This is a genomic window from Paenibacillus sp. FSL R5-0923, from assembly GCF_038009145.1.
GTDB lineage: Bacteria > Bacillota > Bacilli > Paenibacillales > Paenibacillaceae > Paenibacillus_AQ.
Genome location: NZ_JBBPAT010000001.1, coordinates 74,369 through 94,999 on the forward strand (window position 1 = coordinate 74,369; position 20,631 = coordinate 94,999).

The following is a 20,631-nucleotide window of genomic DNA, read 5'->3' on the forward strand; positions in this document are numbered from 1 at the left end:
TCGTCTATATGTTACCTTTTTAAGCTCAGGTCAAACTGTAGGAGCCTTCAAGTAGGGGCTGCTGCAGCGATTTAAGTGATGGTTCTAAATCAGACACAGCATTCCCTTCCTGACTGCTGGCAATCGACATCATCAGCTTGATTCGATTCGCTTGGTTAACTACACTAACTCCAGCATCATAATCAATGGCGACGATATTCGCACCTGGATACAACTCCTTAAGGCCCTTAATCATCCCACGCCCGGTAATATGATTGGGCAAGCAGGCGAACGGTTGAATACAAGCAATATTATTCACACCATTATCCAGCAGATCCATCATTTCTGCAGTCAGGAACCATCCCTCACCCATCTGATTTCCTACGGATACCAGTCGGCTGGCCTTCTCAGCAAGACCATAAATATTTTCCCGTCCTTTAGCCAGTCCGGCATCCTCAAGAGCTACCTTTATCTGCTTGCGATAAATCTCCAGATAGGAGATCAACATCGGATTAATATATCCTAGCCGTTTACTTTTACCGAATTGCTCGGCTTTGTAGATCGGATTATACACGCAATAAAAGATGAAATCTAAGAAGTCTGGCATTACCGCTTCTCCGCCCTCTGCCTCAATCATCTCGATGATGCGGTTGTTGGCGTCCGGATGAAATTTAATCAGGATCTCTCCAACAATGCCTACTCTTGGTTTAGTAGCACCTGTAACGGGCAGCTTACAAAAATCAGCTACAATTTCACGAATCAGACGTTTATATTCTCGGAACGAGAAGTTGACTAGGCTGACCTTACAGCGCTCCATCCCCTTACGGAATAAACGCTCAGCACTCTGTGGAACGACCTCATACGGCCTAAAATGATTTAGCAACCGCATCATTAGATCACCATAGCAAGCCGCAGCGATCAGCCGATTTGCCAGCTTAAGACTGATTCGGAAGCCTGGCTGGTTCTCCATTCCAGAAGCATTCAGCGAAATCACAGGAATCTGTTCTAGGTCTGAATCCTTTAGGGCTTTGCGGAGCAAAGAAATATAATTCGTCGCCCGGCAGCCACCGCCCGTCTGTGACATGATTACAGCGGTACGATTCGGATCATAGTCCCCACTCTTCAGTGCCGACAGAATCTGCCCTATCGTTACAATAGCGGGATAACATGCATCATTGTTAACGTATCTAAGGCCCTCTTCCGTCTCTTCAGGCCCAGTGGTTTCAAGGATCTTGAGACGGTATCCCGCATCGCGGAAGACCTGTTCAAACAATTCAAAATGAATGGGCGACATCTGCGGCGCAAGGATCGTGTACGTTTCTTTCATTTCCTTCGTGAATGCTACATTAGCCTGTATTTTAGGCGGCTTCTGTGGCAGCACCTTTCCTTTTTCCCGTTCGCGCATCGCTGCCAGCAGTGAACGCAGCCGAATGCGCGCAGCGCCAAGGTTGCTAATCTCATCGATTTTGATCAGCGTATATACTTTGTTATGCCTTTCCATAATGTCTTGTACGGCATCACAGGTGATCGCATCAATCCCACAACCGAAGGAAGTCAATTGAACAAGCTCCAGGTCGGTTCGGACTGCGGCAAGGCGGGCTGCGCGGTACATTCGGGCATGATAGGTCCACTGATTAACTACCGCCACATCCCCTTCACTTCGGTCCAGATGGCAGACAGAATCTTCTGTCAGCACGGCGAGTCCCATACCGGTAATCATATCTGCAATGCCGTGATTAATTTCAGGATCCGCATGATAAGGGTGACCACAGAGAAGTATTCCCTTGTTCCCAGTGCTGGCAAGATACGCAAGCGTCTCTTCACCTTTGGTACGCACATCACTTTTGGCGCGGTCAGCTTCAGCAAGTCCTGCCTGCACAGCATTCGCAATCTCTTCTCTCGGAATCCCTGTAAATGTCTTCACGAGTCCCTTAGTCAGCGCAGATCTATCGTCGAAGGTCAGAAACGGACTGACCAGCGTGATTCCATTATCCTTTAGCCCATCCATATTGTTGCGAATGACCTCAGGGTAAGAGGCGACCACCGGACAATTGAAATGATTATCCGCTGCTTCATCTTCCTTCTTCTCATACACTACGGCAGGATAAAAAATAAAATCGACGCCTTTACCGATCAAGCTCTGCACATGTCCGTGCGCCATCTTTGCAGGATAGCAGATCGATTCTGAAGGAATCGTATCCATCCCACTTTCATAGAGCTTCTTGCTTGATTTAGGAGAGAGAATTACCCGGTAGCCAAGTTTGGTGAAAAAAGTGTGCCAGAACGGGTAATTCTCGAACATATTCATCGTACGTGGAATACCGACAGTGCCCCGTGCTGCACCTGCCTCAGGTAATGCTTCATAGTCAAAGAAACGTTCATACTTATACTGCATCAAATTTGGCAGTACATTCTTCTCTTTCCTGCCTCCTGCACCACGCTCACAGCGATTGCCTGTAACGTAGAAGCTCTTGTCCGGGAACCGACTGATCGTTAACGCACAGTTATTTCCACAGCGGCCACAGCGACCTGAAGATACCTCGTACTTAAAGTTGGCTATTTCCTCCGGTCCAAGCAGTGTACTTTTTCCGTCAGCCCCTGCTTGCTCACGGGCAATCAGTGCACAACCGTACGCTCCCATAACGCCAGCAATATCCGGTCTGACTACCGTTCTCCCCGTTAGGCGCTCAAAGGCCCGCAATACGGCTTCGTTATAGAAGGTGCCGCCCTGAACAATAATATTCCGCCCTAAATCCTCAGGGTTGCGAATTTTAATTACTTTTTGCAGGGCATTCTTAATTACGGAATAGGCAAGACCTGCCGAAAGATCAGCCAGCGACGCACCTTCCTTCTGAACCTGCTTCACTTTAGAATTCATGAATACCGTACAGCGGGAACCCAAATTAACAGGTTTGACTGCTTCCAGCGCTGACTTGGCAAACTCCTCGATACCTAATCCGAGCGCAGAAGCAAAGCTCTCCAGAAAAGAGCCGCAGCCTGCCGAACAGGCTTCATTGAGCATTAGACTGTCGATAGCACCGCCGCGGATCTTGATGCATTTCATGTCCTGTCCGCCGATATCCAGAATAAAGTCTACCTCCGGCATGAACTTAGATGCGGCCTTGTAATGAGCAACCGTCTCCACTTCACCGCCGTCCGTCCATAAAGCGGCTTTGATTAACCCCTCTCCATAACCTGTTACATAAGAACCTGCAATATAACAGCCTTCTGGTAGAACCCGATACATTTCCTTCAGTGCCTCACTGACAGAATACAAGGGATTCCCCTTGTTGCTGCCATAAAAGGTATGTAGAATTTCGTCAGCAGAGCCGGTCAATACGAGTTTGGTTGTTGTTGACCCCGCATCGATCCCCAGATAACAAGGGCCACGATACACAGCCAGGTCTGATCTGGCAGCAGAAGCTTTACCATGGCGCTGACGGAACGCAGCAAGCTCTTCGGGGTTCTCAAACAGCGGTGGTAATTCAGCATCCGCTGCCCGATCCGCTGTAAAATCCACAGCCGCTATTCGCGCGATCCAGCCTGAAAGCGGCAAAATAGTAGGATCCGCTTCAGAGAGTGCTGATCCAATCGCTACGAAATACTGCGACCGCTCGGGGAAAAGAATATCTGACTCCGCAAGTTCAAGCGTCTCCGCAAAACGCTGACGCAGGGCTGGCAGGAAGGTTAGCGGTCCGCCAAGGAAAGCCACCCGTCCGCGAATCGGACGTCCGCAAGCGAGACCGCTGATCGTCTGATTAACAATACTCTGAAAGATTGAAGCCGCCACGTCCTCCCGGCGGGCCCCCTCGTTTAATAGCGGCTGCACATCGCTTTTGGCGAATACACCGCAGCGTGAAGCGATAGGATAGATTCGCTCATGCTTCTCTGCCAATGCATTTAAGCCCGCTGGGTCGGTCTGTAGCAGTGATGCCATCTGATCAATGAATGCTCCCGTTCCTCCCGCGCAAGCCGTATTCATACGCTGCTCAATGCCGCCTCGGAGATAGATGATCTTGGCGTCCTCACCACCCAGTTCAATCGCCGTATCGCATTCTGGAATCAGCTCGCCAATCGCCTTTGTACAGGCGATCACCTCCTGAACGAACGGTACGCCTCCCAGTTTGGATAAAGATAAGCCTGAGGAACCGCTTACAGTAAGGGCTGCGCCTCTCTCAGGAAATCTGCTCTGTACATCAGATAGAAGAGAGAGGGCTGCTTTTTTTATATCGCTATAATGTCTTACATAGTCCTGATAAACAATAGTGTTACGCTCTATAACAACCACTTTCGCAGTAGTTGATCCGATATCAAGGCCAATACGCAGCATTATCACTACACCACCTCGTCTTGCTCCAAATTTGAAGCAATTATGAGGAAACTATATCATGACAACACCTTATGAAAGCTGTTAAAAATGTAACAGACTTTTACAAAAAGTTATTAACAAACTTTATGATTTGGAAATCCCTGCTATGGCAGATGCTACATGACCCTTCACTCGTACTTTCCGCCATTCTTCCACTAAGATCCCCTGCTCATCGATCAGAAAAGTAGAACGTACAATGCCCATGAATTCTCTACCATAGAGCTTCTTAAGCTGCCATACACCGAACATTTCACTGACCTTATGATCCTCATCAGACAACAGTGGAAAGGGTAGACTGTTCTTCTCCGTAAATCTCATATGCGAAGCCAAAGGATCTGGACTGATGCCTAGAACAACCGCACCAAGCGTAGTAATCTGATCATGGGCGTCCCGGAATTCGCAGGCCTCCTGCGTACAGGCTGGTGTCATATTTTTAGGATAAAAATATAAAATGACCTTTCGGCCCAGGTAATCACTTAAACTAACCTCTTGCCCGTTGGAAGACGGAAGAGTGAAATTCGGTACTTTTTGTCCAATAGCTACTACGTTCAAGTTATATCCACTCCTTCTTGATATTGGAGGATCGAGCATGAATTGCGCGTATCCCCAAAAGAAATTATAATGTAGAGAATGTGAATGCGAAAGGAAGAACGAGAAATGCCACCTAGAAAGAAAAGGCACGCAAAGACTGGTAAGTCAAAAAAGAAACCGCTGCTTTGGACACTGGCCATTATACTCCTCCTTATTATCGGTGGAGCCATTTACTACTTTACATCCATCTACACTGAGCTTGGCAGCATGTCGAACACCGAGAATTCACCATTTAAGAATGCTGAAACTGTTGATGTCGACACGCCAGAACCTCCAAAATGGGAAGGTACAGAGCCTGTTAATATACTGCTAATGGGCGTAGATGCCCGCGGTGTCAAGAAGGGAGAAATTCCTCGTTCTGATACAATGCTCGTAGCCTCACTTGATCCCGTGAAGAAGAAAATCAGCGTATTCTCAATTCTTAGAGACACTTACGTTCCGATTCCAGATCACGGCGAAAAACGTATTAATTCAGCTATCATTTATGGACCTAACACGGCGATGCAGACTGTAAGCGATCTGCTCGGCATCCCGATTCAATATTATGTCTACACGGACTTCCAAGGATTCATCAAGCTAGTAGATGCCGTTGGTGGGGTAGATTATGAAGTCGAGAAAGATATGGTGTACAAGACCATTGCAGATGGTCCCGAGTATGACATTGATCTTAAAAAAGGATATCAGCATCTCGACGGTAATAAAGCTCTGCAATATGTACGTTTCCGACATGACGCTACCTCCGACTTCACTCGGACTGAGCGCCAGCGTGCTTTTCTCAAGGTTGTGGCTGACAAGCTGATCAAGACCACATCCATAATCAAGCTACCGAATATCCTGTCTCAAGTTACGCCTTATATCGAAACTAATCTGACAGTAAATGATATGTGGAAGCTTGCAACCGTTGGGTACGATAGTACCATGGGCGGTAGTGAGCAAATTCCGCCAATGGATCTGCTCAAAGAGGAAACTACAAGTGACGGATCGCAGGTTATAGGCATTCGCAGTGAGAAAAAATTAAAGGAATTTGTTCAGGATACCTTAAATGGCCCTGAGCCAACGCCTACACCTTCAAGTTCACCAGAGACTACTTCAAATAGTAACACTAGCGGAACCCAATAAAGATCTGACAAGCAACGCTCACAAGTAGACACTACAGGCAATGGTATAATACGGGCGGACAGCGGAAACACCGTTGTTCGCCCGTTGCCATGAGCACCAACAATCGAAAGGATGATCACATTATGAATCGTTCCACATCTGAGCAACTTTATCACGAAGCCCTTCAACATATCGTTGGAGGTGTAAATAGCCCTTCCCGCTCTTTTAAAGCCGTTGGAGGCGGAGCACCTGTATTTATGAAACGTGCCAGTGGATCTCACTTCTGGGATGTAGATGGCAATGAATATATCGACTATCTCCAAGCCTATGGACCGATCATTACCGGCCATGCTCACCCACATATAACGAAGGCAATTACCACTGCAGCTGAGAATGGTGTTCTTTACGGAACCCCAACAGAGCTCGAAATTAAGCTTGCTAAAATGCTTAAAGAAGCTATTCCGTCTATGGATAAAGTCCGGTTTGTCAATTCCGGCACAGAAGCGGTTATGACTACCATTCGTGTCGCTCGTGCTTATACAAAGCGCAGCAAAATCGTAAAATTCGCTGGCTGTTATCACGGCCACTCTGATCTAGTGCTCGTAGCAGCAGGATCCGGGCCTTCTACGCTTGGTATTCCAGATAGTGCCGGCGTTCCTAGCAGTATTGCACAGGAAGTAATCACTGTTCCGTTTAATGATCTGGAAAGCCTGCAAGAGGCACTAGAAAAATGGGGTGAAGATGTCGCCGCTGTAATGGTTGAACCGATCGTCGGTAATTTCGGTATGGTGATGCCGAAGCCGGGATTCCTCGAAGGGCTCTGCAAGCTGGCTCATGATAACGGCTCACTCGTTATTTATGACGAAGTCATTACGGCCTTCCGCTTCCACTATGGTTCCACACAGACATATGCAGGACTGGATAACCATGAAGACATTACCCCTGACCTTACAGCACTCGGCAAAATCATCGGTGGCGGTCTACCGATCGGCGCGTACGGCGGACGTAAGCATGTGATGGAACAAGTAGCCCCACTAGGACCGGCATACCAAGCGGGAACAATGGCGGGAAATCCAGCTTCCATTTCCGCAGGGATCGCCTGTCTGGAAGTGCTGAGCGCAGAAGGCGTATATGATGAGATGGAACGGCTTGCGATCCGCCTTGTCGGCGGTCTTCAGGAATCCGCTGACCGTCATGGCATTCCACTGACGATCAACCGCATCCGTGGTTCATTCTCTACTCATTTCTGTAAGCATCCAGTTACGAATTACGATGAGGCACAGGATACAGATGGCGAATTGTTCGGTAGCTTCTTCCGTCACATGTTGAACCGAGGGATTAACCTCGCCCCTTCGAAATATGAAGCTTGGTTCCTAACGACAGCACATACCGATGCAGATATCGACGCTACGCTGATTGCAGCAGAAGAATCCTTCCGCGCTATGGCGGCTGAGAAATAAGACGTTATTTACAGCCACTAAACATACTAAAACCTACCACCAAGCTTCTGGTCAAGCCCCCATTTTATAGACACTGAAAAAAGACCCTAGGCAATAAGCTGTTTCCGGTACTCTACCGGAGGCAGCTTATTTAGCTTTCGTTGTGGCCGATGTTGGTTATAAAATCGAATGTAATCTTCAATTTTCCTTTGTGCCTCATCGATATTTCGGATATCATAAGGATAGAGTCCTTCCGTTTTGAGATGCGAGAAGAAGCTCTCCATAGAGGCGTTGTCATAACAATTGCCTCGGCGAGACATGCTGATTCGGGCGCCAACCTTTGGCAGCATGTCGTGGTATGCATGAGACGTGTACTGGAACCCCTGATCGCTGTGAACGATCAGTCCGGTCACGTCTTTTTGTTGACTCCACGCCTGCTGAAAGGTCCGGAGAACCAGTTCATTGTCGTTCCTAGCGCTCATTTGATAAGCAATAATTTCGTTATTGAACAAATCTTTAATAGCTGAAAGATAGAGCCACTTTTCGCCTATGCGATATTGCGTAATGTCTGTCACCCATTTTTGGTTGGGAGCATCCGCTTTGAAATCCCGTTTCAATATATTTTTCGCCACACGATCTCCTTCGGAAGTAGCATAATTAAAACGATGTTTTCGGCGGATCCTCGAACGAATGCCTAAATCCTGCATAATTCTGAGTACCTTCTTATGATTCATCCAAACCCCGTGGTCTTGTAGCAAGAATAATTGAATTTGGCGATAACCGTAGACTCCGTTATACCGTTCATATACCTTTTGAATGAGCGCCTTTGCTTCCTGATCCCGATCTGTTCCTTTGCGCTTCAAGAAAGCGTAGTATCCACTTCTGGAGACCCTAAAGAGTTTACACAGGTCGCTAACGGCATACTCTTTTGCAGCGCTCTCAATGGCTCTATATTTGTGCGTTTCACCTCCTGCATCCAGATTTCCAAACACTTTTTTAGCATTTCATTTTCCCGTCTGAGCTTTTGAACATACCTATCTTGATCGATATATTCTTTACGACGCCCCCGTTGATCTAGTAACCCAAATTCCCCTAGCTCTCGGTATTTCTTCATCCATTTCTTTACCCGCCCTTGGTCTTGAATCTCAAAATGCTCCGTAATTTTCCGGTAAGTCCATCTTTCCTCCACATGTAAACGAATGGCCTCTTTTTTAATCTCATCCGAGTAAGTTTTGAACTTCTGTCCTTTAATCGCCATAAAAATACACCCCCTAGAATTTCATCGGACAAACCAGGGGTTTTATCCAATGTCTATTCTAAGGGGTGCACTTCACTTCTGGTGGTAGGTTTTTTTTGCATAGGCACTATTCGAAGTCAATTTGCTTGTCCAATATAATCTCTGTCATGGCAGGTCCAAACATTTGGTCTCCTCCGGGTATTAAGGCAAATTGAACCGTATCCAGATCCGCTGGCAGCGGTGGCGAGACCAAGAACTGCATTTGTGTATGAGCTCCTCCTCCGTGACCTCTATGCGGCTGGATTTCATAGGCTGCCTCACTCAAAATCTCCAATGATAGAGCGGGTCTAAGATGAACGTGCTCCACTGTTTCTTTTAAATACTTAATCTCCACAGTAACTATACTGAGCGTTTCATACTGCATAGCATGTGTAAGTGTATACTCGCAATCTTCCAGGACTGTCCGCTTCACAATTGGAAGTACGCCGAGCAGTAAACCAGGCTCTTCCCAATATTTCCGTCTGGGCACAGCCTCATTCAGACTGTGTATATACTGTACAATCTGAGAAGTGTCCATCTCGAATCTAGTTGACCATTCCTCAAGGAGCTCACTTTCAGGGGAGAACCGTTTTTTTCCTGTTATAGCTTTACGTTCCTGAATCAGAGTCAAAATCTGCTCATCAATCTTCTTAACCTCATCATTGTATTCGTTGACCACGCCTCTTATTGGCATTCTACCCCAACCCATTTAATAACCTCCTTCTGATAATAAAGTTAATTTCTACCCATTAGCTACATGGTACCTCCTATGTATTAATTTGTAAAATATTCGAAATCATTCAATCTTGCAGATAGCAAAAAAAAAGCATGCGCCCCTCAGCTTTATGCTGCAAGACCACACGCTTTATGATTCAGAGATTTTCTTTTACTCGTACAAGTTACGGATTTCCACTCCCTGAGGAAGCTTGAATGGATTTTCCTTGTTGATTCGGTCGTAGAACATGATCCCATCGAGATGATCAATCTCATGCTGGATGATGATGGCTTGGTAGCCCTTAAATTTAAGGACCACTTCCTTCCCCTCAAGATCATATCCCTTTACCTTCACAGATTCATAACGAGGTACAAAACCATGCACCGGTCGATCAACGGACAGACACCCCTCGCTCTCCGGTAAGTACACCATGGTTAGTGAGTGACTGATGATCTTAGGGTTAACCCAAGCATGCTCTACAATCCTCCCTCTCTCGTCCGTAGAATACATCACGAACATACGCTTCAACAGTCCGATTTGATTCGCCGACAGACCTACGCCAGAGCGTAAATTGTATTCTTCGGAAATCTCCGGGTCCTGGCTGTTCTTCAGAAACTGAAGCATACATTGCAGAGTCTCACGATCCTCCTTATGTAGAGGAAGCTCCACTGGTTGAGCTACGGTACGAAGTACGGGATGACCTTCCCGTACAATATCATCCATAGTGATGATATATTCAGCACTAAATTTTGAACTAGACAATATTCCATCCACCTTTGCCTTACGGGCTTAATTTAAAATACCTATGATATAGTATGCAGATTTATGGATTTATGAAAGCCGTTCGCAGTTTGCTACTATAATTAACATCAAATCCAAGTCCGGTCGCCAATGCGGCAAGGGGAAGATAAGTTTTATCTTCTTTGCCTACCTTTTGCAGAAAAGCAGGGGTATCAATGGCTACATTCTGTCCATTCACCTTAATAAATTTGCTACCGATCGTGATTACAACCGTCCTTCCACCGTATTCAATAGTCGCACTGGAGGTCTTATTATCCCACTTTCCATTAGCGCCTACGGCATTTAGAATATCTTTAAGCGCCAAGAAGTTCTGACCATTCTTAAGGATGGGCTTATTCGGCGTATTTAACTCTACACCCTTTACAACAATCGACATCGGTAAAGTATCCGTAGCCATCGCCGCTACAGTGGGAATGCGGTATTCCCCCCATTGTAATTCAGCAAATACTTTTGCAATGGTCTCGTATCCAAGCTGCGTAGGGTGAAAATCCGCTTGTCCTGCCCCGATAATATGCGTGAGTGATCCCTCTGAGCCGGCAAACTTTGCCGCTACATGAGCTACTACTACCTTTGCTCCCTCTTGATTCATACTTGCAGCCACACGATCTGCCGAATCCGTAAATTTCGCTGCTGCGGTCATCAATTTAGTGTACATCGCACCAAGAGCGATCTTAGGAGCAGGCTGGTATTGGTCAGCCAATATAATTGTTGCTTGAGGATTTATCGCACGAATATTCTCAAGACTCGCCTTCACATTCGTATTGTAATCCGCTAGCTTCTGCTCCAGCTGAGATTCAAAATCTGTATCTGTCAGCTCCTTCACCTGTAAGAAAAGACGGCTTACATCATTCCCGCCAATTGTAATCGTAATCAGATCGGCTTCCTTCAGCTCTGATGCGATCTGCGGGGTTAACTTTACGAATTGGTCAATCCGCGGATCTGGAAGACCTGACTGAATACCTTCAGCGGTAATCGCTGAGCCGTCCTTGATGGCTCCAGTGTAATTACGTAATCCAGCAGTGGTCAATCCAAGAATACCATAATTGGTAAGCTCGCTCCGGCCATGATACCACCCCTGCTCCAGTAGTCGCTCCGCATAACCGTAAGGCTTGGTATTCACATCCGTCATTCCCGGCTCGTATCCGGCAGTAATCGAATCGCCAAGAGCTACGATGCGAAAGACATCCTGACTTGCATCTTGTGTTATAGACGTGTCAGCTGCATTTGCCGATCCGGCACCTACGCCAATCAGCACAGATAACAAAAGCATACTGCTTGTGCTAGCTGCTAAAATTCTTCTCCACTTGCTTAGCATCGTATCCCTCCCAAAATGTTCTAATTCTCATTCTACCATCCCTGATAGCAACGCAAAAGAGCGGCCTCCCATATTCGGGAAACCGCTCTGAACATCACAATTATTATCACAGCTAGAAACGAATGTCTTATTCTTTATTTGAATCCTCTTGTGAATTCAAATGTTTCCCGGCACGTTCCAGATATTTATCATAACGATCGTCTAGTTCATGTCCAATCTTACGATACCGCAGCGTCTCCTCCACAATAGGATCCATTGTGGTCTGGATACGAATTTCATACTTCGGAGAGATCTCACGGATTTCTTTAGCTATACGGTCACCCTGTTCCATCTCACCATCAACCAACATTTCGCTTAGCTTGCGTTCCAGATCATCCTTCTCGCTCATGAAGCATCGTCCTCCCTAAAGCTTATATCCTGTTGCTTCAGCATTCTTCAGTGACGAAACCAAATATTCGTGAATATGACCATTACTTGCTACTATATGACGAGTGCCAATATCGTATGGACGCCCAAGCGTATCCGTAATTCTGCCCCCTGATTCAAGCACTAGCAGTACTCCTGCTGCACAATCCCAAGGGCTTAAGCCTACTTCCCAGTATCCATCTACCCGACCTGCTGCCACATAAGCCAAATGTAGAGCAGCCGAGCCTCCTGCACGAATTCCACGAATCTGCGGAAGAACGCTCTGCAGTCCTGCCATATTCACAGGTTGCGCAAATTCACGGTCCGGTGGAAAGCCCATGGCGATCAAGCTGTCTCCAAAAACGTCCTCCGTAGAGACTGCGGTAGGAACACCATGCATGTAGGCTCCCTTACCTTTTTCAGCAACGAACATTTCATCACGAATCGGATCATAAATTACACCCACTGTTAATTCTCCACGAATCACTAAAGCAATGGAGACACAGTAAAAAGGAAATCCGTGTACAAAATTAGTCGTACCATCTACAGGATCTACAATCCACAGATATTCATGCTCACGAGCTTCTTCCAATGCAGCGGTTGCTGCTGCTGCTCCCGGGGAAACGCCTTCCTCACCGAGGATCGCATGATCTGGATAATGTGTCAGGATCAACCTGCGGATCATCTGTTCAACGCCTTTATCTACTTCCGTGACCAGATCCTGTGCCGATGTCTTTGTATTAAGTTCCTTCACCAGGCCCTGTCTGCTTTTTATCCATTCTCCTGCTTTGGCAGCAGCATTAATGGCTACCGCCGTATGTCCCTTGCTTGTTACTACATAGGGTTCACGTTCTTTCTTACCCTCTGGTTTTAAAGGACTCATATCTTCACTCCGCTTCCTTGAACATAATCGCCATTGGCATGAAATTTAAAGCAATCCTATTCACAATACCGTTCAATACGCCAAAACGTTCTCAAAGTTCCGCCATAAGGGATACCCATTTCTATGATCCCTTGAATGTTAATCGTAATAGAGTTTCATTCAACGTACCCTATTTCAAGTTACATATCAAGTCATGATAGGGCCCGTATTCGGGACCTATCGCCTTATTTTCATTGTTTAAGGTTCGATATTCACACTTGCCCCATTTAATACAGAAATTCCGTTACCGGCATCAGCCAGCTCCTTCATTGCTTCCATCAATCCAAATAACGCACCATCTTTTAGTTTTGCCTCAATCATAACATCAATAGCAGGGGTATCTGCAGCTATCCGCTTTAAAAAAGCTACTAATGGCGCAGGCTCCACACCATCTGCATGGCTGCGTGGATCAGACGGACTGCGCGGACTAGATACATGAATCTTAGGCGGGAAAAGCTCTCCAGACGGAACATCCTTCTGTGCAAGCTCGCTTCGCCATGTCTGCTGAATATCAGGCCACAGCTCCCAAGGGAGCTCTCCTTCATTATTCACCCATTGATGGTGAATATCCAGCACCATCGGCAGGCCTACGTTCTGGCAGACTGCCAGTGTCTCCGGGGCTGTGAAGGTCTTATCATCATTCTCCAGCGTAATACGTGCCTGCAGCGCTGCTGGTAGCTCGCGGAAATGCTTCTCAAACCGCTTGGCTGCCACCGGCTTGTCCCCATAGGCTCCGCCAATATGAATATTGTTCTTCGCCATGGCAGGAAGTCCCATGGCATTCAGCATGTCCGTGTGGTGCTGCAAATCCCGGATGGAACTTACTAGCACCTCAGGACGGGGTGTACTAAGCACTGTAAAGTGATCTGGATGAAAAGACACCCGCATCCCATGCTTTTTCACATATTGCCCCACTTCCGCGAATTCCTCAGCGAGCACAGCAAACGGATTCCAATCCTGTAAATCAGGATGCGTCGCCAAAGGAATCAACTTGGAAGTGAGACGGTACACGAAGATGTCCGAACCCACATTATGCTTCATTAGTCGCAGCGTATTGTGCAGATTCATCCGAGCGAGGTTCTCCAAACGCCGAAGTGCCGCTTCACGGTCATCCAGCTTCTTGAAGGAGGCCATCGTCATAGTCTTGGATGGTGAGCAGTCTTTGATAACGGTGGACATCGCTACATATCCAAAACGGACAATCATCCCTGCGCTCCAAAAAACATTTCATCTGCTAGTGCAGTTTGCACTTTTGATTCTTCTTCATTCAATTTACGCACGAGTTCCATTTCGACCGCTGTAACCTCATGCCCCTGAAAATTAATCTCTGCGATCGAGGCTGAGATTTTGACGATCGCTACAGCTACATTCTCAGGTGTGTAGGCAATCACCTTCTGACCCGTCGGATACACGCGAAAGCCCTGCTTCACCATTTTGGTACGCCCATACTCCAGCAGCTCGTACAGCTCTTGTTCATTCTTGAACTTACAGACGGAATTGAATTCAGTTTGAAAACCCATATTTTGTCGCCCCTTTCCAGTCGGGATGAACCCGCTAGTAGCTTCAATTACTCGTTATCATACTTAAGACCTTGTTTGAAATTATAGCGCTCTAAAGCTAACTCAATCATACGGTCTAACAGAGCTCTATAGGATACACCTGTCTCACGCCACAATAGCGGATACATGCTGTAAGGAGTGAAGCCAGGCATCGTATTCACTTCGTTAATTAGAATTTTACCATCCGATCTCCGCAGGAAGAAGTCCGCCCGGGTAATCCCGCTACCCTCAATCGCTCTAAAAGCGGTTATCGCGGACTCTCGCAAACGATCAGCAACTTCAGAATCTACTGGCGCAGGAATCATCATTTGCGATTTACCGTCCGTATATTTAGCTGCGTAGTCATAATATTCTCCAGAAGAAACGATTTCACCCGGAACAGAGGCCTCTGGCTCATCATTTCCGAGCACACCGACCTCTACCTCACGAGCATCCACGAATTCCTCAATAATGACTTTGGTGTCATAACGGAAGGCGAAATCTATAGCTTTTACAAGACTTTCCTTATCAGAAGCCTTAGAAATACCTACACTTGAGCCCAGATTAGCAGGCTTTACGAATACTGGATATCCCAGATTATCCTCTACACCCACAATCAACTCATGGCTTTTTCTTTTCCAAGCGCTGATGTTAAAATAACAATATTCACATTGATCCAGACCTGCATCAGCGAATAGCTTCTTCATAACAACCTTATCCATCCCTGCCGAAGAGGCAAGAACACCAGCCCCAATGTAAGGAATATTCGCCATTTCGAACAACCCTTGAATTGTTCCGTCCTCGCCATACGTGCCGTGCAGCAGTGGGAACATAACGTCCACCGCTTTATCCGCACCGGATAGTCCACTAAATACTACATTCAGGGCTGTGCCCATATCTTCCGTTGCATCTGAAAGCTTGAGCTGCTCTACCTCACTATAAGGTGCCGATAACGTCTCTCCGACTTTCCACAAGCCCTGTTTTGAAATATAAAACGGGATAATCTCATATTTATCGTAATCAAATGAGTTCATCACGGCAAAAGCCGTCTGTAAAGATACCTCATGTTCTCCGGATTTGCCCCCGTACACCAGCCCTACGGTTAGTTTTGCGTTCCCCATACCTTTACAACCTCTTTCTGTCTTATAAATAGTCGTTAATATGAAAAAAACGGTATTTCGTTTGATCCGTCCATGCGTAGGAATCACGATAGTCCCAGAAGCGATGACGACTGCTAACTGTACGTGCATTCACAAGCGGCATGCCACCAGCATCAAAGGCTGTGACGATCGTGCTGTGCTGATATTGCCCGTTACCATCCCAGTCATATTGAATGATATCGCCCAGCATCAATTGCTCCGGCCGCTCCATGACTTCCGCACGCAAGCCACTGCTCCGGCTAACGCTCAAATAGCGCTGCAGACTGTCTGATACAGCCCAGCTATAACTCCACCATTCTTGTTTTCCTTGGTAGCCTTTGTACCACCAACCCGTTTCTCTTTTACCAGTATAGTTGATAGGCGCGCCCCCTGCAAAGAGGCATTGGGAGACATAATTCGTACAATCTACCTCAAATGTTTCGAACTCCGGATTCCCGTCTTTCCACCAACGATCGGCATAAGCCACCGCTTCTTCACGGTTGTAGCGAACCTCTCTTGAGCCCGAGATCTCACCAAGAATATTCCGGTTTAGAAGGGGCTGTGATGGCAGCGGAGCAGGCAAAGCTTCCCCCCATTTGGACAACCTGCCTGATAACTCCACCTCAGCCCTATGAACTGTATTCCTTTCGGGAATGGTTCGTTCTATAGCAGCGATTTCCCAACCCCCTCCGTCCCGCACAAAAGTCAACCGCTCCAGCTCAACCCTATCCTCGCGGTGGTTAACGCCTCCTTTTTCATAATAGAGTGCACTATGCAGCGTAACCTCTGCTACCACCTCAGTCGGAGTCTGCCGGACGGTCCGTAAAGTCTTTACACCTGTTTCCCCACGCAGCGGAGTGATCCCACGAGCGGTATACCATTCAGCGATGCGGCGTGCACGTTCCCCTTGCTCCACCAGAAAACGTGGATCTTTAACGGATACGGAAACTGTTTGCGATGAGGACTTAGGTTCCACCCTGGCCTTATTCACTTGATCTACATATACATATAGACTCTGCTTCCACTGCTGTTCCATTATACTCGCACCCCTTCATTCCCTTTTAACTACTGCTCTATGTATATGAAAGGAAACAGGTCGCTATACAGATCGCTTCAATTTACATGGTAGGGCATATGCTTTGCTTATAGCTTACGTTTTAGAGGTAACTCTAAATGGTTTCAGAAATGCGATATTCAGGCTTTATATATAGGAAAAAAAACTTTACTCCCCTCTTTGTAACCGTTATAATTAAATAACATGCAATGTGAAATTGAGTTTCAATAGATGAAACAAGGAGGCGCACATATGCCAAGCAAGGATCATTTCTCGTTGGCCCGCACCCTGGAATCAGGTGGCAAATCTTATCGCTATTATGATCTTAACTCCCTTGAGGAACAAGGATTGGGCTCTATCTCTTCCCTTCCTTTCTCGATCAAAGTATTACTTGAGGCGGCTGTTCGGCAATTTGACGGACGGGCGATTACAGAAGAACATGTGAAACAATTGGCTGATTGGTCAGGCGACATTGATCGCAATAAAGAAATTCCGTTTATCCCTGCTCGTATCGTACTTCAGGACTTTACCGGTGTTCCGGTAGTCGTAGATCTGGCAGCTATGCGTGACACCGTAAAGAAAGCCGGCGGAGATCCTAAACAGATCAACCCGCTCGTTCCCGTTGACCTTGTAATTGACCACTCTGTTATGGTTGATGCTTTCGGTACGGCAGACGCTTTGGAATACAATATGAACGTGGAGTTTGAGCGCAACGAGGAACGCTACCGTTTCCTTCGCTGGGCACAGACCGCTTTCAATAATTTCCGTGCAGTTCCTCCAGCTACCGGTATCGTGCATCAGGTGAATTTGGAGTATTTGGCTTCCGTAGCCACCACTAAAACTATCGATGGTGAAACTGTCGTTTATCCAGATTCCCTTGTTGGAACGGACTCCCACACTACGATGATCAATGGACTTGGTGTTGTGGGCTGGGGTGTAGGCGGTATTGAAGCTGAAGCAGGTATGCTCGGACAACCGCTCTATTTTGTTACACCAGATGTAGTGGGCTTCAAGCTTACAGGCAGTCTTATCGAAGGGGCTACAGCAACAGACTTGGCACTGACAGTGACTGAAATGTTGCGTAAAAAGGGCGTAGTCGGCAAATTCGTCGAATTCTACGGTCCTGGTCTTGCTAACATCAGTCTTGCTGACCGGGCAACGGTTGCTAACATGGCGCCAGAATACGGAGCAACGATCGGTTTCTTCCCTGTAGATGAAGAGACACTTGCTTATCTTCGCAGCACAGGTCGTCCAGATGATCTGGTAGAGCTCGTTGAGTCTTATTACAAAGCACAAGGCATGTTCCGCACTTCGAATACGCCAGATCCTGAGTTCAGCGATGTAATTGAACTTGACCTAGCTTCTGTCGTTCCAAGCTTGGCTGGACCAAAACGTCCGCAAGACCGGATCGAACTTACGCATATGAAAGAAAATTTCGAAGGTATTATCCGTACACCTGTAGACAAAGGCGGTTACGGTCTCAGCGATGAGAAAATCGCCCAAGTTGTAGAAATAGAACATAAAAATGGCACCAAAAGCAAGCTAAGCACAGGCGCGGTCGTGATCGCAGCGATTACAAGCTGTACGAATACTTCTAACCCTAGCGTTATGCTTGGTGCAGGTCTTTTGGCGAAAAAAGCTGTGGAACGTGGTCTGACCAAACCAGCTTACGTTAAGAGCAGCTTGACTCCTGGATCTTTGGTAGTTACTGAATATTTGGAAAAAGCAGACCTGCTGAAGCCACTTGAAGCACTGGGCTTCTACTTGGCGGGATATGGCTGTGCTACTTGTATCGGTAACTCCGGTCCATTGCCTGAAGAGGTTAGCCAAGCCATCACTGATAACGATATGACCGTAGCTGCTGTAATCTCCGGTAACCGTAACTTTGAAGGCCGCGTACATGCTCAGGTCAAAGCCAACTACTTGGCTTCACCGCCGCTCGTAGTTGCTTACGCACTGGCTGGCACTGTAAATATCGATTTACAGACTGAACCGCTCGGATTTGATCCACAAGGTGAACCAGTATTCCTGAAGGATATTTGGCCAACTACTGCTGAAATTCGTGAAGCAATCGGCCTCTCCCTTAGTCCGGAGATGTTCCGTCGTAAATACGAGAATGTATTCACTGCTAATGAACGTTGGAATTCTATCCCTGTTCCACAAGGCGAACTGTATGAGTGGGATGATAATTCCACGTATATTCAGAATCCGCCATTCTTTGAGCATCTGGCAGACGGTCTGGGAGACATCAAGGATATCAAGGATGCACGCGTTCTGGCGTTGCTTGCTGATTCCGTAACGACCGACCATATCTCACCTGCAGGTAATATCTCTACCTCTGGTCCTGCCGGCGAATATTTACGCGATCATGGTGTAGAACGTGCAGACTTCAACTCCTACGGCTCACGCCGCGGAAATCATGAAGTCATGATGCGTGGTACATTCGCTAATATTCGGATTCGTAACGCAGTAGCTCCAGGTACAGAAGGCGGAGTTACAACCTTCCTGCCAAGCGATGAAGTCATGTCCATCTATGACGCTTCCATGCTGTATCAGGACGCTGGACAGAATCTCATCGTTATCGCCGGTAAAGAATACGGCACAGGAAGCTCACGTGACTGGGCTGCCAAGGGCACGCTTCTGTTGGGTGTTAAAGCTGTTATCGCTGAGAGCTTTGAGCGGATTCACCGCAGCAATCTGGTTGGTATGGGTGTGCTTCCACTGCAATTCCAGGAAGGCCACGGCTGGAGCAGCTTGGGACTGACCGGACGCGAGACCTTCAACATTACCGGTCTCGATAACGAGGTGACGCCAAGCCAAGATCTAACTGTTACCGCCACCCGTGAAGACGGTACTCAGTTCGATTTCCCTGTCACAGCACGCCTCGACAGTACGGTTGATATTGATTACTATCGCAATGGTGGTATTCTACAAACTGTACTTCGTCAAATGCTGGCGGATGCCACAGATTCTTCGGCTGTATCTGTAGAATAGGTTTATCGCAAGACGCACAAGGGAGTGCCCTCTGGCCATTAAGGCTAGAGACACTCCCTTGTCTTATTATATTTGGATATTAAACGGCCAGCCTCCGATCATCCGGAGACTGGCCGTTTTTCTCATGTTGGGCTATGGAATCATCATGCCCATTTCACTTGCTGCTTCCTTCAAGATGGCGGCATACTCTACTAACGTATCCCTAGACAGGCGGCTGACCGGCCCTGACAGCGATAACGCCGCAATCACATTTCCACTACGGCCTGTGACTGGTACCGCCACAGCGGCCGCACCAGACTCACGTTCTTCGAAACTCGTGGCATACCCCAGCCGGATGATCTCATTAAGCTGATCTTTGTATACACTCTTCTCAACGTAATCCGGCCACTCCGAACTCTCCAGCAGCTCTCTCAACACCTCAGGTGGTGCATACGCTGCTAACACCTTACTCGACGCCCCTACGGATAATGGCAGCCTCGCACCGATCTGTGCAACTCTACGAATCGCTTGCTGGCTCTGTACCGCCTGAATACGTACGCGTTCAATACCATCCCGTAAGTAAAGGCTGACCGTCTCTCCGAGTCGATCTCTCAGCCGTTCCATAGATGGCAGCAATACCGCTGCCGACTCGTCAAAAGCAGGCAGATGCGTCGACAACTCCCAGATTCGTATACCCAACCTATATTTTTCTGTCGCCGGATTGCGAATAAGAAAGCCCTTTTCCTCTAGTGTTGCCAGCAATCTGTGGACTGTGCTCTTATGTAAGTCAATCTTTGATGCGATCTCCGTTAACCCTAAATCTCTGTCCTGCGTAAAACAAAGTAATATATCAAGCGCACGTTCTACCGCGCGTACCGTTAGCTTTCGGTCCTCCACAGTAATCCCCCTTCGTGTTTCATCAAATGAAACGCGGTTACATTATAACTAACTCTATCTTAGTGCAAAACTCTACGGAAAGTCCAGTATATTCACTGAGCCGAAAAAGACTGGTCCGCA

Annotated in this window: 17 protein-coding genes; 3 read left to right on the plus strand and 14 right to left on the minus strand. The window is 47.2% G+C overall.

What is annotated here, in order from left to right:
* Window positions 1–25: 25 nt before the first annotated feature.
* Together MKX35_RS00325 and bcp are read right to left on the minus strand one after the other, a co-directional pair.
* Window positions 26–4,309, minus strand: coding sequence for a 2-hydroxyacyl-CoA dehydratase (locus MKX35_RS00325; RefSeq protein WP_081383093.1), 4,284 nt, complete (start codon window positions 4,307–4,309; stop codon window positions 26–28).
* A 123-nt stretch (window positions 4,310–4,432) separates the two neighbouring features.
* Window positions 4,433–4,900 (minus strand): thioredoxin-dependent thiol peroxidase, encoded by a 468-nt coding sequence (gene bcp, locus MKX35_RS00330; RefSeq protein WP_042184684.1) that lies wholly within the window; start codon window positions 4,898–4,900, stop codon window positions 4,433–4,435.
* 105 nt (window positions 4,901–5,005) lie between these two features.
* Here bcp and MKX35_RS00335 point away from each other — a divergent pair, with 105 nt between their 5' ends.
* Window positions 5,006–6,058 (plus strand): LCP family protein, encoded by a 1,053-nt coding sequence (locus tag MKX35_RS00335; protein WP_076301084.1) that lies wholly within the window; start codon window positions 5,006–5,008, stop codon window positions 6,056–6,058.
* 122 nt (window positions 6,059–6,180) lie between these two features.
* On the plus strand, window positions 6,181–7,497 hold the full coding sequence (locus tag MKX35_RS00340) for a glutamate-1-semialdehyde 2,1-aminomutase (protein ID WP_076301083.1): 1,317 nt from the start codon (window positions 6,181–6,183) through the stop codon (window positions 7,495–7,497).
* An 86-nt stretch (window positions 7,498–7,583) separates the two neighbouring features.
* On the opposite strand, the gene MKX35_RS00345 is transcribed toward MKX35_RS00340, so the two are convergent.
* The 11 genes from MKX35_RS00345 to MKX35_RS00395 form a co-directional block, all read right to left on the minus strand.
* Window positions 7,584–8,420, minus strand: coding sequence for an IS3 family transposase (locus MKX35_RS00345; protein WP_256716456.1), 837 nt, complete (start codon window positions 8,418–8,420; stop codon window positions 7,584–7,586).
* The gene (locus MKX35_RS00350; protein ID WP_076301175.1) at window positions 8,336–8,734 is read right to left on the minus strand and encodes a helix-turn-helix domain-containing protein; all 399 of its coding nucleotides are present in this window, start codon (window positions 8,732–8,734) and stop codon (window positions 8,336–8,338) included. Before MKX35_RS00350 ends, MKX35_RS00345 begins: the two co-directional genes overlap by 85 nt.
* 106 nt (window positions 8,735–8,840) lie before the next feature.
* On the minus strand, window positions 8,841–9,461 hold the full coding sequence (locus tag MKX35_RS00355) for a hypothetical protein (RefSeq protein WP_076300173.1): 621 nt from the start codon (window positions 9,459–9,461) through the stop codon (window positions 8,841–8,843).
* A 177-nt stretch (window positions 9,462–9,638) separates the two neighbouring features.
* A complete protein-coding gene (def, locus tag MKX35_RS00360) occupies window positions 9,639–10,190 on the minus strand; it encodes a peptide deformylase (RefSeq protein WP_076285953.1) in 552 nt (183 codons plus the stop codon).
* A 100-nt stretch (window positions 10,191–10,290) separates the two neighbouring features.
* A complete protein-coding gene (locus MKX35_RS00365; RefSeq protein WP_076300172.1) occupies window positions 10,291–11,583 on the minus strand; it encodes a stalk domain-containing protein in 1,293 nt (430 codons plus the stop codon).
* 127 nt (window positions 11,584–11,710) lie between these two features.
* Window positions 11,711–11,971, minus strand: a complete 261-nt coding sequence (locus MKX35_RS00370) for a hypothetical protein (RefSeq protein WP_076285870.1) — start codon at window positions 11,969–11,971, stop codon at window positions 11,711–11,713.
* A 15-nt stretch (window positions 11,972–11,986) separates the two neighbouring features.
* Window positions 11,987–12,871, minus strand: a complete 885-nt coding sequence (locus MKX35_RS00375) for an inositol monophosphatase family protein (RefSeq protein ID WP_076285871.1) — start codon at window positions 12,869–12,871, stop codon at window positions 11,987–11,989.
* 237 nt (window positions 12,872–13,108) lie between these two features.
* The gene (uvsE, locus tag MKX35_RS00380) at window positions 13,109–14,116 is read right to left on the minus strand and encodes a UV DNA damage repair endonuclease UvsE (protein ID WP_076300171.1); all 1,008 of its coding nucleotides are present in this window, start codon (window positions 14,114–14,116) and stop codon (window positions 13,109–13,111) included.
* Window positions 14,113–14,430 (minus strand): hypothetical protein, encoded by a 318-nt coding sequence (locus MKX35_RS00385; protein WP_042123954.1) that lies wholly within the window; start codon window positions 14,428–14,430, stop codon window positions 14,113–14,115. Before MKX35_RS00385 ends, uvsE begins: the two co-directional genes overlap by 4 nt.
* 47 nt (window positions 14,431–14,477) lie before the next feature.
* A complete protein-coding gene (locus tag MKX35_RS00390; RefSeq protein ID WP_076300170.1) occupies window positions 14,478–15,569 on the minus strand; it encodes a D-alanine--D-alanine ligase in 1,092 nt (363 codons plus the stop codon).
* 22 nt (window positions 15,570–15,591) lie between these two features.
* Window positions 15,592–16,623, minus strand: coding sequence for an amidase domain-containing protein (locus MKX35_RS00395; RefSeq protein WP_081382983.1), 1,032 nt, complete (start codon window positions 16,621–16,623; stop codon window positions 15,592–15,594).
* 270 nt (window positions 16,624–16,893) lie between these two features.
* Here MKX35_RS00395 and acnA point away from each other — a divergent pair, with 270 nt between their 5' ends.
* Window positions 16,894–19,635 carry an aconitate hydratase AcnA gene (gene acnA, locus MKX35_RS00400; protein WP_076285875.1) on the plus strand — a complete coding sequence of 914 codons (2,742 nt, stop codon included), beginning with the start codon at window positions 16,894–16,896 and terminating at the stop codon, window positions 19,633–19,635.
* Between the two features lie 132 nt (window positions 19,636–19,767).
* Here the strand turns inward: acnA and MKX35_RS00405 are convergent, their stop codons facing one another.
* The gene (locus MKX35_RS00405) at window positions 19,768–20,511 is read right to left on the minus strand and encodes an IclR family transcriptional regulator (protein WP_042184662.1); all 744 of its coding nucleotides are present in this window, start codon (window positions 20,509–20,511) and stop codon (window positions 19,768–19,770) included.
* Window positions 20,512–20,631 lie beyond the last annotated feature (120 nt).

Bases quoted from the DNA above. Each gene is read 5' to 3' on its own strand.
- MKX35_RS00325 (WP_081383093.1), bottom strand. From the start codon at position 4,309: ATGCTGCGTATTGGCCTTGATATCGGATCAACTACTGCGAAAGTGGTT.
- MKX35_RS00335 (WP_076301084.1), top strand. From the start codon at position 5,006: ATGCCACCTAGAAAGAAAAGGCACGCAAAGACTGGTAAGTCAAAAAAG.
- MKX35_RS00340 (WP_076301083.1), top strand. From the start codon at position 6,181: ATGAATCGTTCCACATCTGAGCAACTTTATCACGAAGCCCTTCAACAT.
- MKX35_RS00350 (WP_076301175.1), bottom strand. From the start codon at position 8,734: ATGGCGATTAAAGGACAGAAGTTCAAAACTTACTCGGATGAGATTAAA.
- MKX35_RS00355 (WP_076300173.1), bottom strand. From the start codon at position 9,461: ATGGGTTGGGGTAGAATGCCAATAAGAGGCGTGGTCAACGAATACAAT.
- def (WP_076285953.1), bottom strand. From the start codon at position 10,190: ATGGATGATATTGTACGGGAAGGTCATCCCGTACTTCGTACCGTAGCT.
- MKX35_RS00365 (WP_076300172.1), bottom strand. From the start codon at position 11,583: ATGCTAAGCAAGTGGAGAAGAATTTTAGCAGCTAGCACAAGCAGTATG.
- MKX35_RS00370 (WP_076285870.1), bottom strand. From the start codon at position 11,971: ATGAGCGAGAAGGATGATCTGGAACGCAAGCTAAGCGAAATGTTGGTT.
- MKX35_RS00375 (WP_076285871.1), bottom strand. From the start codon at position 12,871: ATGAGTCCTTTAAAACCAGAGGGTAAGAAAGAACGTGAACCCTATGTA.
- uvsE (WP_076300171.1), bottom strand. From the start codon at position 14,116: ATGATTGTCCGTTTTGGATATGTAGCGATGTCCACCGTTATCAAAGAC.
- MKX35_RS00385 (WP_042123954.1), bottom strand. From the start codon at position 14,430: ATGGGTTTTCAAACTGAATTCAATTCCGTCTGTAAGTTCAAGAATGAA.
- MKX35_RS00390 (WP_076300170.1), bottom strand. From the start codon at position 15,569: ATGGGGAACGCAAAACTAACCGTAGGGCTGGTGTACGGGGGCAAATCC.
- MKX35_RS00395 (WP_081382983.1), bottom strand. From the start codon at position 16,623: ATGGAACAGCAGTGGAAGCAGAGTCTATATGTATATGTAGATCAAGTG.
- acnA (WP_076285875.1), top strand. From the start codon at position 16,894: ATGCCAAGCAAGGATCATTTCTCGTTGGCCCGCACCCTGGAATCAGGT.